This window comes from Sphaerospermopsis reniformis, from assembly GCF_005402885.1.
Taxonomy (GTDB): domain Bacteria; phylum Cyanobacteriota; class Cyanobacteriia; order Cyanobacteriales; family Nostocaceae; genus Sphaerospermopsis; species Sphaerospermopsis kisseleviana.
In genome coordinates, this window is record NZ_BJCE01000141.1 from 1 (window position 1) to 14,302 (window position 14,302).

Consider the following 14,302-nt stretch of genomic DNA (forward strand, 5'->3'; position numbering starts at 1 on the left):
ACTCCTGCGTGTTGCGCCAGTAGTAGTCGTTGTTGCTTGTTAACTTTGAGTTGGGTTTTGAATCCTAGTAGCATACAGTGATTTTACTGTAATTCTGTCACAAAGCCAAAAGATGACAGGAAATTTTGAGCAAATGTAAGTATTTGTTAGTATTGTTTAAGAAAACAGTAACTAGCTACTATCCCTATTCATTGAAAATAATAAACCCTATCTTATGGACAATTTTAGAGATTCCACATTCACAAATCAATTACCTATTATTATAGCTCATCGTGGTGCAAGTGGATACCGACCTGAACATACATTAGCAGCATATCAATTAGCAATTGAATTAGGTGCTGATTATATTGAACCAGATTTAGTGATTACCAAAGATGGGGTTTTAATTGCACGTCATGAAAATGAAATATCAGCAACTACAGATATTGCTGAACATCCTGAATTTGCTTATTTGCGAACTACAAAAATCATTGATGGGGAAATTATAACAGGTTGGTTTACCGAAGATTTTACCTTAGCAGAAATCAAAACATTAAGAGCGCAAGAACGCATTCCCCAACTACGTTCTTTTAACACAAAATACAATGGAATTTACACAATTCCCACCCTAGAAGAAATCATTGATTTAGCTGAAAAGAAAAGTATAGAAAAAAATCGCAAAATTGGGATTTACCCAGAAACAAAACATCCAACTTACTTTCAATCAATTGATCTAGAATTAGAAACACCCTTATTAACGGCTTTAGAAAAAACTCATGTACCAGTATTTATTCAATCATTTGAAGTTAGTAACTTAAAAGCATTAGCCAAAAAAACAAATATACCTTTAGTACAATTAATCAACGACTCAGGTAAACCCTATGATTTTGTAATGAGTGATAATCCCCGCACCTATCAACATATAAGCAAACCAGCAGGATTAAAAAAAATCGCTGAATATGCACAAGCAATAGGAGTCAATAAAAACTTAATAATTCCCAGAGATAGTCAAGGGAAATTAATATCACCCACATCCTTAGTTAATCACGCCCATAAAGAAAATTTATTAGTTCATGCTTGGACATTCCGCAATGAAAATTACTTCTTACCTTTAGATTGTCAAGACAACCCTCAAGAGGAATATAAACTATTTTTTAATTTAGGGATAGATGGGGTATTTAGTGACTTTCCAGATATTGCTGGTGTGATAAGATGCAAAAACCTAATACCCAGATCCCAGACTTCTTGAAGAAATCGGGGATCTCTCCATTGTTAATACTGTTTGGTTAAGTTTAAAATATAACAGTTCTCATGAGCATGGGAACTACTATAATAACTTGGTTGAGGTTAAAAAACTACTTTTAAAACCCGGATAGAGGTGGGATTATATCAGGAGTAGGGATAACGGAAGGAGGTGGGGGTGGAGGTGGGGGTGGTTGGATAACTGCGATCGCAAAAGATTTTTCTTGAGGTTGCTGCTTACCCAATTTATCAAAAACTTGCAGTTTAATTGGAGATGGAAAGGCCTGATTAACTTGTAGTTTCAGTGAACCAACTTGTTCCACATTCCCAAATGGATCAAGCTTCACCTGAATATCTTCTCCCTCTACTCTCCAAGATAAAGTAGCTGTTTCTCCTTCTTTTAACTCCTGATTAGGTTGTTCACTAGCATTAAGTGTAAAAGAGATAATTCTAAATGGTTTTGGTAATACTTCAATTACTGATTCAGTCTTTTTAGAACTACTTCTATCACTGCCGTTATTGGGTAAAGCTTGAATTTCAAAAGTGAATTTACCAGAATTTAATTTGTCTATAGGTATATTATTACATTCTAATCGTTGATTTTCTATTGGTTTACATAAATTTTGCAGTTGAGGCGGATCGACAAGTTTACCTTGTCTAAAACGATAAACACCTAATTTACCTATAGATGTACCACCTTCTGCCTTTCCAGTTATTTGAATTTCCCTTAGCAGCAAGGGATTAGCAATTTTCCAACTTAAATTAATATTCTCACCTTTTTTATACTGGGGTTTATCTGTTTTCAAATCTATAACTTCAGCTATTGGTTTTTCTTTAATTTCAACCTGAACTATTTTAGTATCTGTTTTAGCAACTTTGGAGAAAATTGGCAATCCTTTGCGATAGGATGCTTGTAATTCAAAACTATACTGTCCTTTAGCTTTGACTCCTGTTTGAAAATTGCTACAAATCAATTCTTCTTTTGACACTCTACAAGGAGGTGTTATACCAGAATCACGAGGTATTAGTTCTTCAGGAATACCATTACTAAAATCGTAAATCTTCTGAGTTGGTTGATTGCCCTTAATTTTCAGTTCCAAGTTTTGCAAATTTTGATATTTTTGAATCTCCCAATTTAACGCTACTGCTTCACCTTCAATATATGTAGGGCTATCGGAGTCGAATACTTTTATTGTTACAGGTTCAGGGTTTAAAAGCCGCCAAACCATAAATCCTATACCACCGAATAAACCTAAACCTATTAAAATTAATAATAAAAATTGCCACCAAGGACGGGGTTTCCAAACAAAACTTAATTGAGGTAAAGTATTCGGTAAAGGCAGATTATTTTGGTCTTGAATTTTAGCTTGAAAGTTGACAACTAACCCCCCACCCCACCAAGGTCTTCGCCACCAATATCTAGGTTTAACTGTCAGATTAGATATAGAACTTTTACTAGGAAGTAATTTGATTTCATGAGGCTCAAATTTATAGGTATACAGTTGTTCTTCATCTCGACTTTCCAGGTAAAACATTAATTCGCGTACTACATTTCCCTGGTTAATGATTGATAATTCGTATTTGGCAGGACTACGGCTGACCTGTGCCAAAATAGTTTGCAACTGGACATCCAAAATATAACTTGGCTTAATGTCTATATAGACCAAATCTAACAGTATCAACTGGGGAGAGTTTTCCGAATATAAGCGAATAGTCGGGGAATAAATTCCGGCTAAGGTGTCTCCTGGTGGGTGAAATGTCAGCAAGATTTGACCCTGACTACCAGGGTTGAGTTCTAGAGCAGCTACTTGTGATAATCCCGCTCCTTCTAACCCATCTGTGGGATAAGTAATAGTGAACCAATCTTCATCTAAATCTGGACAAGTGATGCGAAAACGGTCTACAAATTTAGAGCGATTGTCAACTATTACTTCTACTTGTAAAGGTTGACTGAGATTTAAAATTAGTGGTTTATTGGCATTGCTGCTAGGCTTGAGTGAAAAAGTGGGATCATTAAGGCGAATGATCGTTTGTTCTTTGATTTGAACTTTCAGTTGCAGGGGAAAGTTGATAGGAGTATGTTGGGGATAATGCAAGGGAGAATCTACGACTAAAGTATAATCATAAGTTCCGGGTTTAGCGTCAACAGGTATTTGCAACTCAAATTTAACTTCGTCGCTAGTTTGTTGGGGCGCTAATCCCAAACTGGCTTGAGGAGGAGTAAAGCCACTAGTAATATTTTTAAATTCATCATTAAAAGTAAAATACAAGTCAACAACAGCACTTTGATCTCCCTGATTAATGACAATAACATAAAATTCCATCGCATCTCCTGGCATTCCCCATTGAATTCCAGGAGGGTTAATAATAATTTCCAATGGACTGTTTTGAGCGTACATACCATCAAATTCCTTACCTAACACTGTGTAGTTTGACTTGAAAATCTTCACCACCACTCACAATCATGTTGTCTTTCAAGTCAACACTATTGATTCTCTTTGAGCTTTGGTAAATTGTTTGACCTTTTGCTGCTTTGGTTTTATCCAGTTGATATGCTGGAGTTAAATACCAAACTATCACTTTTCCATCATCTCCACCACTGACAAGCAAACGGCCATCTTCACTAAATTTTAATGTCCGCACTGGCATTTTTGACACTTGCCAATTATCTAATGGTTGACAATTAACTTCGATAATGGGATTTTGGGGGCTGGCATTTGTTACAGTTTGGCATTGATTTAAATCCCAAATAGTAATATATCCCGCAGAATCAGCAGTGGCTAAAATTTTTTCTTTTCCTTGCGGTTTAGGCACAAAATCCACCGACCAAATATAATCTGTACGCCCTGTACTACTTCTTCCTTCTAATTTTTGCATTGATAAATTTTGTAATTGATTATCTGGTTGATTGGGATTAAATGAACCAAATAAAAAACGCTTAAAGTTTCCTCCTATTACTAGGGTTTGATCATCTGGACTGAGAGTTACAGTGCGAGCTTCAAAAGGTAATGTTAATTGATTTTGGATGTCGATGATTTGCGGTTGTTTCTGAAATTCACTGTTAGCAGATGTTCGTGACCATAATCTGATTTTACCACTACCATAACTACTAAATAAATACCGTGAATTTTTAGTAAATTCTAAATCAAATACTCTATCACCTATAGCTTTTTGATCTTGTTGATCTTGCAGTTCTTCCCTTTTTTTACCTTGATTAGATACATTCCTGAGTTCAATCATACCATTATCTAACCCAACAGCAACAATATCATTGTCCACCGGCATGAAGTCGGAAACATATACAACGTCATTGGTAATTGCTAATAAACCGTTAGGTTTTTGTGGTTTTTGACAAGCTATTGGCTGTTCTTGATAGCTAAATTTTCCTGGTTCTATACTGTTGCTATTGCGATTAATATTCCAAAATCTTAATGTACAATCATCTGAACCACTAATAACAGAAAAACCGTTACCGCTAAAAGCTACTGAATTTACAGAACGAATGTGCATAACTGGTTCTGGTTTCAGTAGTAATGCTAAAAGTAATGCTATTAATCCCAGGATCATTAGCTGTAACCACGGGGGAATTATAGGTAGACTCTGTAATTCTAAAGTCTGGGTTGCGGGATCTGTAGTACCCAAACGTTGATCAAATAATTCGCTTCTGGCTTCTAGTAACAAGGTTTTTGCTAATCCCAACCACGGACGTTTTGTTTTCACATTGAGGAGAACTTTATTTGTTTCTCCTAGCTGCAAATTGGCTGTTTCTGGAATAGTGTTGTAAGTGCATTTTCTTTGGTCTCTTCCCTGGAGATGAATGTTAATTTCTTGGTAGAGGTTACTGGCATTTTTGAATATTAATTCAAAGGTGGCTGTATCTGATTTCCAATCAGGCAACCATTTAGCTGGACTGGGAATTGTTTGGTGTTTGTTGATAACAGAAAAATCTACGAAACCTACAGGTAAAACTTGTAAATTACCTGCTATACTCGCAGGATAACCATTATTGCTGGTGGCTTCAATGGTAAATGGATAGGTTCGACAGGGTGCTTGAACTACAGATGGAGGTTGACATTGAAAAGTTAGTTCTCTATAGCCTCCTGGATCTAAAGAAAATCGTCTTTCTACATTACCAATTAACCAAGTTGGATCAAGACCAACAAAACGCAAGATTACATTTGTCATTTGTTGACCTAAGTTGCGCACTCGCACTGGTATGTCTACGGAATGACGCGGATAAACTGGAAATTCTCTTACAGGCAATTCTAAACTCAAAACGTTGGGTTGATTATCTCGCTCGATTTTTAACCGCAACGTTAGTCTGCGTTGTTGTCCTAGTTGTGGTGAAAAAATGGTGATGGTGAGGTTGACAGTACCTACAAATCCAGGTATTGGTGTATTAAAAATGAATACTTGAAAGTCTGTACTATCTCCTGGTGGTTTAGCTGCTGCTACTTCTGGTTCAAGTTTATACCAGCGATATTCTGAATTGCGCTGCTCTCCTGCGGCTGTAATTTCTATTTGAAAATTTGCAAATTGAGTGCTGTCGTTGTTGACTGTCACTGTAAAAGAAGCAGGAGTAGTACCTGGTGTAAAGGTCAGATTTTGAGTAGACAGGCTGGCATTTATTAAAAAATTACTTTCCATATTATTAAAGAAGGCAGGAGTCAGGAGTCAGTAGGGGCAATCCCACCGTGGTTGCCCCAGGAGTCAGAAGTCAGGAAAAAGAATCAATTCTCTCTTTGTAATTCCCATTTTCTTGTCTTTCTTGCATAACTAGCAACTTACGTTAATAAGTACCTGGGCAAAATTAATTTAACATTTTTGGAACAAACAAAAATCTCTGTATTGCTTATCTGTTCCCTTTTAAAAGTTCCCTGTTCCCTCTCCCAAATATAAAATTTATTTTGCACTACTACTTATCATGTTCGTTGGCATAGTCATACTACGGCAATTTTCAGGTAAATTAACCACATTATTCTGCTACTTTAAACTGTTACAAGTCCTAATTTTAAGGCTGTAACTATCGCTTGAGTACGGCTATTGACTTTCAATTTTTCAAAAATACTGGTCAGATGAGCCTTAATTGTAGCAACTGTGACATATAAATGTTTGGCTATTTCTTCATTGGAAGCTCCTTGAGTTAACCAATATAAAACTTCTTGCTCTCTTGTTGTTAAGTGCATCTGATGACAAGCACGCACACAGGAGTCTGAATAAGTCTGAAAAAATCTGAAAAATCGACTGGCAACTTCTGAAGGTAGATAAATTTCTGACTTAGTTACTGTGTTTATGGCTTCTGATAATTGAGCCGCCAAATGATTTTTAAACACATAACCAGATGCTCCTGCTTGCATAGCTCGAAAAATCCATTCGTCTTCTTGGTGAGCAGATAAAACTAGGACTTTTCCAGGATAAGCAATTTGTTTGAGAGAAACTAAAACGGTAATACCATCACTACCAAGAAGTTGCAAATCTAGTAATATTAAATCTGGTGATTTATCTTCTGTCAATTTTAACGCCTGGTCTAAAGAGTTAGCTTCACCGACTACTTCTACAGGCAATGAACCATTGCTATTATAAAAACTCAAGAGAGTCCGTAGACCTTGGCGAAAACGTTCGTTGTCTTCTACCAAGATAGTTGTCAGAGGATTACGATAAGCCATTTTTCATACTCCATTGTTCATACTGTTAAATATTCTTGGTGCAAGGTAAAATGATACAAAATTGCGCTCCACCTTCTGATAAACTTTGCGCCCACAAGTTTCCGTGGTGGTCGAGAATAATTTTTTTGGCGATGGTTAAACCTAGTCCTATACCTCCTGGACGACGAGTATAAAAGGGGGTAAAGATTTTTTGTATATCTTCTGAAGATAGTCCCTTTCCCTGATCGGAAATTTTGATTAATACTTCTTCTTGAAAAATCTTCCAGCTACAGGTAATTGTTCCTGATTCAGGACTAAAGTAAATAGCATTGTTTAGTATATTGTGAAAAACTTGCTTAATTTGTAATTTGTCTATTAACAAGGTTGTGGAAGTTTCAGGAATTGATATTTTTACTTGTTTTTCATTGATCAAAGGTTGTAAATATTTGATAGTTTCCAATACTAAATTTCTTAGATCTTGTGGAGTTACTCTTAATTTCTCCCCTTGACCACAATTAATTATTTCGGTGAGATTAATATCTATATCTTCAATACTTTCACGGATGATTTTTGCCTGTTCATACTCAGGCTGATCTTTTAAGCTAAAGCATAAATTGTTGGCATATAATCCTATTAATCCTAAATAGTTTCGCAATTGGTGTCCGACTCGATGCAGTACCTGTTCTAGTAATTTAATTTCTGATTTTTGTCTGCCATAGTCTAAATATAGGTCTGCATATTTGCTCAGTAAAATAGCAGATTTCTTTATCTCATTTTTTGCATTTTCTACAAGGGTGTTTTCTGTAATTATCTGTATATATTCTGGTTTTTGATTTCTATATCCTATGGGAAATACATAGGAAAATAAGTGCAATTCTTCTATTTTAAATTCATGGATTTCTCCGACGGCAGGATAGTCTATTAACCATGCCTCTGAGCGTAAGTATGTCAAAATAAATGACAATAATTTGGCTGTTTTTTCACTGATATCAGAATAATTAATTATTTCTTGATGTTTCTTTGACCAACAATCATAATAGACAATACGAGCTAATAAAATTGGATATTGATTGGTTAACTGTTCAGATTGTAATTGACAAAATTCTTGGATATGTGATGATCTCAAATCATGACAGCTAATTTCTGGTTTTGTGCAAATAATTCCCCGAATCATAGCTCTACTCGACTTTGATAAATAAAAAATTGCAAAAAGTAAATCAGCATAAGCTTCTGGTAAATTTTACTTTGGCACTGATTGAGTGTCCTGTTTCCAGGAGGTGACACGATATTGAGTTGATAATTCCAGAGTTAAACAAAAATGGATATCTGGTGGTGATTAAATTTGCATAATCTGCAACCCTTATAGTGACAATTCATTAAGTGTCACTATCATAGTTTTTTACTACTGTAATTAATATTGCCAGTATATGCAGAATAGGTTCTACGGAAATTGAAATAGTATATAATCGTATTATCTGCTTTTAACCTCTGTTTTTGCCACAAATATATAAAAATATACAATTGTCAATTAACTAAAGAATAAAAATTGTAAATTTTATCACATAAATTGCATTATTGATTCTAAAAAATAATTAAATGTTATGAAATATCTGGATTAGTGAAATGTTGAGTGAAATGTTGGCAAATTTTAAGAAATTATTAAAACAACCAGTAATTATTTCCAGTGCGATCACCACAATTTTCATTGTGGGAGTTCAGAAACTACAAGTCTTAGAGAACATAGAGTTAAGAGTTTATGACCAGATGATGCAAATGAGGGGTGATCCTGGCCCAGATTCGCGGCTATTAATTGTTGCTGTCACTGAAGAGGATCTGCAAAAATGGAATTGGCCTTTACCTGGGGAAGTCCTAGACAAACTATTGGGCAAACTGGAAGAATATGAACCCCGTGCCATTGGTTTAGATATTTTTCGGGACTTACCTGTGCAACCAGGACATGAAAAATTACTAGAACGTTTAGAGTACAGTGATATCATCTTTCCTGTCTGTAAACACGCTGATAGCAAAAATCCTGGGATCGCACCCCCACAAGGAACAAAACCAGAACAAGTAGGATTTAGCGATATTGTCGAAGATACTGATGGTTCTATTCGTCGCAATCTGATATCAGTGAAGGCAAATGAGTCAAATCTTTGTCAAAGCCCTTTCTCCTTGAGTTGGCAATTAGCCATTAAATTCTTGGATGGGGGAGGTATTCAGGCACAAATAACGGACAACCAAGAACTACAACTGCGTAATGTGATTTTTAAACCTCTGCAAAGTCATTCTGGAGGTTATCAAAACGCAGATACCCAAGGCTATCAAATTCTCTTGAATTACCGTTCTCAAAGTCAGATCGCCCAGCAGGTAACTGTTACAGATGTACTTTCTGGTCAGGTGAAACCTGATTTAGTCAAAGACCGTATTATCTTGATTGGTTCGACTGCACCGAGTTTAAAAGATATTTTTAACACCCCATTTACTACTGGCAAAGCTAATAATACAGGGAAGATGGCAGGAGTTGAAATTCATGCTCAGATGGTCAGTCAAATTCTCAGTGCAGTTTTGAATAACCAGCGTCTGTTTTGGTTTTTACCGGGATGGGGTGAATTTATCTGGATAGGAGGATGGTCTGTGGTTGGCGGATTTTTAGCATGGCGCATTCGACATCCTTTAGCTTTGGGAGTGGCTGAAGGTGGATCTTTAGCCGTTTTATTGGGAACTAATTTTGTGATTTTTCTCCAAGCTGGATGGTTTCCAGTAGTTTCTCCAGCACTGGGCTTAGTAGTTGCAGCGGTTGGTGTTCTTGCTTACAGTGCCTATTTTAGCCAGCAAGAGCAGGAGAAAGTCATGCAAATAGTACAAGAGCAACAAGACTTAATTGCTCAGTTGCAAGCCTATAAATTGCAAGAACCCAGTAGACAAACTCAGGCAACAAATGTGGGTCCTGCACTCTATCCTTCAGGACAAGAACTGGCGTTAAGTACATTACTCAACAAACGTTACAACATTACTGAAAAGTTAGGTAGTGGAGGATTCGGTACTACTTACTTAGCTCAAGATATTCAACGACCGGGAAAACCAGTATGTGTGGTTAAACAAATGCGATCTGCTAACCAAAGCCCAGAATATATAAGTGTTCTTAGACGCTTATTTCATAATGAAGCATATATTTTGGAAACTTTGGGCAAACACCCGCAAATACCCTACTTATTAGCGTTCTTTGAAGAAAATCAGCAATTTTATTTAGTTCAGGAATTTATTGAGGGTCATTCCTTATCTGATGAGTTGAAACCAGGAGTACCTCTTGCAAAGGCCGAAGCGATGAATATACTCAAAGAAGTATTGCAAGTCCTGGTCTTTGTTCACAATTATGGTGTGATTCATCGAGATATCAAACCCAGTAACTTGATTAGACGCAAAACAGGTGGTTCTATTGTTCTCATTGACTTTGGTGCTGTCAAACAAATACAACCACAAATGCAAGCCCAACAGCAAGAAAATCAAACTATCACTATTGGGACTCCTGCTTATGCACCTGGTGAACAAATGAGCGGTATGCCAAAACTCAACAGCGATATTTATGCTTTGGGAAAAATTATCATACAAGCTTTAACAGGAGTCCATCCCAAAGTTTTCCAGCGAGATGTCAATACTGGTGTGGTGATCATTAATCAGACATCGGAAACGGGTGAACAGATTTGGTATTATTGGTGGGAACTGGCAAACACCACTGAGCCATTGAATGGGGTGATTAATAAAATGGTGCATCTTGACTTTACACAAAGATATCAGTCAGTTGAGGAATTGTTGAATATTGTGGCAACTTTATAGGAGATTGGGGATGTAACGCAAACCCAGGTAAAAAGCAATTTTCTCCTTGCTACCTTGCTTCTTGATTTCCGCTCTATAAAACTTACCCAGAGCTACCCAAGTCTAGACCCAACTGGTTACATAACTGTACAGTATTATGTGTACATTCCCGTAATTGTGTCTACATCTGGGTAGATTTTATCTTAACAGTTACAAACCCTCAATCCTACAGCTATGACTTGTAGTTACTTTGGTCAAAGAAATGATAAATAGTACCTTCTGGAGCTAGACTCATAGCTGTGTTATGATCCTCTATGGCTTTTTGGTGATTACCTAGTGCTAAATAAGTCTGACTACGCCAAAAATAACAGAGAGTGTTGTGAGGATTGATATAAATAGCTTGTGTATAATCTTCTAATGCACCAGTTAGATCTTGTAACTGATGCAGCCGGAAATTGGCTCTTTCTGTATAAACTTGGACACAATGGGGATAAAGGGCGATCGCATTCTGGAAGTTGCCCATCGCTCCCTCAATATCCCCTTGGGCAAAACAAGTATAAGCCTGTTGAATATATCGGTTGATATCCAGTGTTTCTTTGAGGTTCAGGTCTTGATGATTGCTGTTCACTTTTGCAGAGGTTCTATCTTGATGGTTGGTTAAAGACATATCTCTTAACAGATTAACGTCAGTTTTAGTTTTGGGAAGCACCACAAGATAATATTGGCTGTTTTGCCAACTTTTCTGCCAACTTTTCCTGTCCCTCTTGTCCCACTGACTGCAATAAAGCTTCCCAGTCTGATTGTACTTGGGTATCATTGGGACGCTGACAGCGTAAATCGGCCACAATACTCAGAGCATTGTCCCAAAATCCCTCTCTGGCATAAATCATCGCCTGATCTAATGGTTGGGTTTTTTGTTGGATCTGGTTAGTGAGGTCTTCGTTTTGTACGCGCTGAATTTTACCTTCTAGTTTTTCGTTGGGAACACCAAGATCATTAGGGTAAATTATGTCAAAAGTCCAAGTATATTTTTTACCTATTGTTAATGATGCTTTATCCACGGGTACAGTTAAACTCACAATACCTTCTTGTCTCACAGGTGTCAAAGTTGTTTCATACAGATGTTTAGCCCGTTTACCATCAACCTCTCTCAAAACAAATTTCAGTTCTTTTACTTTTCCCAGAGATTCCGGTTTCATATAGAACCAGAATTTGGGATTTTCTGCTGTCGTCAGTTGTGCTTCTTCGTTTCCGGGTATCAGAGCAATGATACCACCTCCTCTTGTTGAACCAGTAAGTGTTCTACCTGGTTTGTTGGGAACATAGACCATCACCCTGCGACGTTGAATGTAGCCAGTTACATTTCTAATTGCTGTTGTGGCATAGCGATCGCCAGGACGTATTTGCAGTGCTTGTTGGAAATAAGATAAAGCTTGGCGATAGTTTCTTCGTCTGGTTAATTCATAACCACGGGACATATATTGTGTATATTGGCCTGAGTTTTGTGCTTTTACCACAACCTGATCTGCTGCTAAAACTTTTGTCGGATTGAGAAAATCTGGCGGTAAATAGACTAAAGCCGTAAGCAAACAACCTGTCAAAAATCTAAGTTTCTTAGGATACATATCTACTTCCGTTTAATAGAGTAATTTTGATAAAATATTTATTGATGTTTGTGGCATCTCTATTTCTGTTATGACTATATCAATTATAATGCGTAATTTTTATTTTGATACTCCTGCTTTTTGAGTGGCTTTTGCTCCTTTTTTTCATAAATTCGGCGAAATGGGCAAATTATAAGGTTTGCATCCATCTGCAATTTACAAGTAACAATAGTTTGCCGTCTATATCTTCACCAAACTTTCACGTAGGGAAGTTTGATCAATATCTTGGGCTGATGGGGTTAGTTGATATCCGGTAGATTCCTGGTAATCTGTCTAAGAGGTTGTTTGAAAAGTATTAGATGAAACCGATAATCTCTAGAAACCTAACCCCCCTTCCCTTACAAGGGTAGGTTTTTTACATTGTCGTGAGGGCAAGACTTGGGGGACAAGGAAGGACAGTGGACAAGGGAGGAAAACAGTACAAAATCATCTTCTCTTGGTAACAAAAAGACCATTGTGCGGAGAAAATCTTCCTTGTCTACTTTCCCTACTTGTCTTCCAGGTCCTGCCTCAACAGATAATATTAAAAACCTACCCCTGTGAGACCCCCCTTCCCCCCTTCCCTACAAGGGAATGGGGGTTTCAAAGCCTCTCCCCGCGTCGGGAAGAGGTTTGGAGAGGGGTTTATTTAGGGTTTGCTGAAAAAATGCAAAACGCAGATAAATCAAAAGTTTGAGGCTGATAAATAGGAAAAAAGTGCAAGGGTTTTGAAGGGTATACGTGAAAAAGTGTGCATTTTTTGGTATTTCGAGAGATGGAAAAGGAATTTTCAAACTTCCTCCTGACTCCTGACTCCTGACTCCTATCCCCTCATGGAAAGACTTTCTCAGCAAGTCCTATTTAGGGTTTGCTGAATAAACACAAAACCTAGATAAAACAAGAGTTTAGGGGGCAGAACAGAGGAACAAAGTGCAAGGAAAAGGGGTAAAATAGGTAAAAACACTTGCATCAAGGTGCATCAAAATGTATCGCAAACAAAAACAACAAGACACAGCACCAGAAGAATTTGAGCTATCCTTCGGGGGGAAACTAGCAGCAGATAACCGTTGGGTAATCTTAGCGAAAATAATACCGTGGACAGAATTTGAAGCAGAATACGCAGCAATATTCACTGAAGTTTTAGGCGCACCAGCCAAAACATTTAGAATGGCATTGGGAGCATTAATAATTAAAGAGAAACTGGGAACAAGTGATAGGGAAACAGTAGAACAGATTAGAGAAAATCCCTATCTGCAATACTTTATAGGAATGTCAGCGTATAGTAATCATTCCCCATTTGACCCATCAATGCTAGTTCATTTTCGAGAAAGAATAGATATGAACTTAGTCAACAGATTAAATCAAGAAATAGTCAAAAAAGTATTAGAAAGTCAAGAAGAGGTAGAAGTAAAAGCAAAAAAGTCAGAAGTCGAGGATTCAAAAAGTGAGGTGAAGAATCGAGGGAAATTAATATTAGATGCCAGTTGTGCGCCAGCAGATATAAGTTATCCCACAGATTTAGGATTATTAAATCAAGCTAGAAAGCATACAGAAACAATAATAGATATATTATATAACTCCCTTAAAGAAAAAAAGCTCGACAAACCAAGAACCTACAGAAAAATAGCCAGAAAGGAATATTTAATAGTAGCCAGAAAAAAGAAAGTCAAATCTGCTGAAAGAAGAAAAGCTATCAAAAAACAACTGCAATATATCAACAGAAACCTAGCTCATATTCAACAGCTAATGAATGGGGGTGCGTCACTTTTAGAATTGAGCAACAGACAATATAAAATGTTGCTAGTAGTGGCAGAAGTTTATCGTCAACAACTATGGTTATATGAACATGAAAAACGAAGTATAGAAGACAGGATTGTCAGTTTAAGTCAACCACATATTCGTCCGATAGTCCGTGGTAAAGCCGCTAAAAACACGGAATTTGGGGCAAAGTTTTCCGCTAGTTATTTCAATGGTTATGTA

9 protein-coding genes are annotated in these 14,302 nt (G+C 37.0%); 3 read left to right on the plus strand and 6 right to left on the minus strand.

Annotated features, from left to right (window positions below):
• Window positions 1-214 precede the first annotated feature (214 nt).
• On the plus strand, window positions 215-1,228 hold the full coding sequence (locus tag FFR48_RS17960) for a glycerophosphodiester phosphodiesterase (protein ID WP_137668314.1): 1,014 nt from the start codon (window positions 215-217) through the stop codon (window positions 1,226-1,228).
• Window positions 1,229-1,340: 112 nt separating this feature from the next.
• On the opposite strand, the gene FFR48_RS17965 is transcribed toward FFR48_RS17960, so the two are convergent.
• From FFR48_RS17965 to FFR48_RS17980, 4 genes are all read right to left on the minus strand, one after another.
• Window positions 1,341-3,620, minus strand: a complete 2,280-nt coding sequence (locus FFR48_RS17965) for a hypothetical protein (protein WP_137668315.1) — start codon at window positions 3,618-3,620, stop codon at window positions 1,341-1,343.
• A 13-nt stretch (window positions 3,621-3,633) separates the two neighbouring features.
• Window positions 3,634-5,868 (minus strand): hypothetical protein, encoded by a 2,235-nt coding sequence (locus tag FFR48_RS17970; protein WP_137668316.1) that lies wholly within the window; start codon window positions 5,866-5,868, stop codon window positions 3,634-3,636.
• A gap of 341 nt (window positions 5,869-6,209) precedes the next feature.
• Window positions 6,210-6,887: a response regulator transcription factor gene (locus FFR48_RS17975; RefSeq protein WP_137668317.1), complete on the minus strand. Its 678-nt coding sequence runs from the start codon at window positions 6,885-6,887 to the stop codon at window positions 6,210-6,212.
• 25 nt (window positions 6,888-6,912) lie between these two features.
• Window positions 6,913-8,040: a sensor histidine kinase gene (locus FFR48_RS17980; protein ID WP_137668318.1), complete on the minus strand. Its 1,128-nt coding sequence runs from the start codon at window positions 8,038-8,040 to the stop codon at window positions 6,913-6,915.
• Between the two features lie 449 nt (window positions 8,041-8,489).
• On the opposite strand from FFR48_RS17980, the gene FFR48_RS17985 reads away from it, so the two are divergent.
• Complete coding sequence (locus tag FFR48_RS17985) at window positions 8,490-10,700, plus strand: CHASE2 domain-containing serine/threonine-protein kinase (RefSeq protein ID WP_236104104.1); 2,211 nt, start codon at window positions 8,490-8,492, stop codon at window positions 10,698-10,700.
• A 211-nt stretch (window positions 10,701-10,911) separates the two neighbouring features.
• Here the strand turns inward: FFR48_RS17985 and FFR48_RS17990 are convergent, their stop codons facing one another.
• A complete protein-coding gene (locus tag FFR48_RS17990; RefSeq protein WP_162501913.1) occupies window positions 10,912-11,346 on the minus strand; it encodes a tetratricopeptide repeat protein in 435 nt (144 codons plus the stop codon).
• 25 nt (window positions 11,347-11,371) lie between these two features.
• Entirely contained in the window at window positions 11,372-12,304 is a 933-nt protein-coding gene (locus tag FFR48_RS17995; protein ID WP_137668321.1) for a DUF928 domain-containing protein, read from the minus strand.
• 1,002 nt (window positions 12,305-13,306) lie between these two features.
• On the opposite strand from FFR48_RS17995, the gene FFR48_RS18000 reads away from it, so the two are divergent.
• Window positions 13,307-14,302, plus strand: a 996-nt coding sequence (locus FFR48_RS18000; RefSeq protein ID WP_137668322.1) for an IS5 family transposase, incomplete at its 3' end; no start/stop codon positions are given.

Coding starts and splice junctions, on each gene's coding strand:
- FFR48_RS17960 (WP_137668314.1), top strand. CDS start 215: ATGGACAATTTTAGAGATTCCACATTCACAAATCAATTACCTATTATT.
- FFR48_RS17965 (WP_137668315.1), bottom strand. CDS start 3,620: ATGTACGCTCAAAACAGTCCATTGGAAATTATTATTAACCCTCCTGGA.
- FFR48_RS17970 (WP_137668316.1), bottom strand. CDS start 5,868: ATGGAAAGTAATTTTTTAATAAATGCCAGCCTGTCTACTCAAAATCTG.
- FFR48_RS17975 (WP_137668317.1), bottom strand. CDS start 6,887: ATGGCTTATCGTAATCCTCTGACAACTATCTTGGTAGAAGACAACGAA.
- FFR48_RS17980 (WP_137668318.1), bottom strand. CDS start 8,040: ATGATTCGGGGAATTATTTGCACAAAACCAGAAATTAGCTGTCATGAT.
- FFR48_RS17985 (WP_236104104.1), top strand. CDS start 8,490: ATGTTGAGTGAAATGTTGGCAAATTTTAAGAAATTATTAAAACAACCA.
- FFR48_RS17990 (WP_162501913.1), bottom strand. CDS start 11,346: ATGTCTTTAACCAACCATCAAGATAGAACCTCTGCAAAAGTGAACAGC.
- FFR48_RS17995 (WP_137668321.1), bottom strand. CDS start 12,304: ATGTATCCTAAGAAACTTAGATTTTTGACAGGTTGTTTGCTTACGGCT.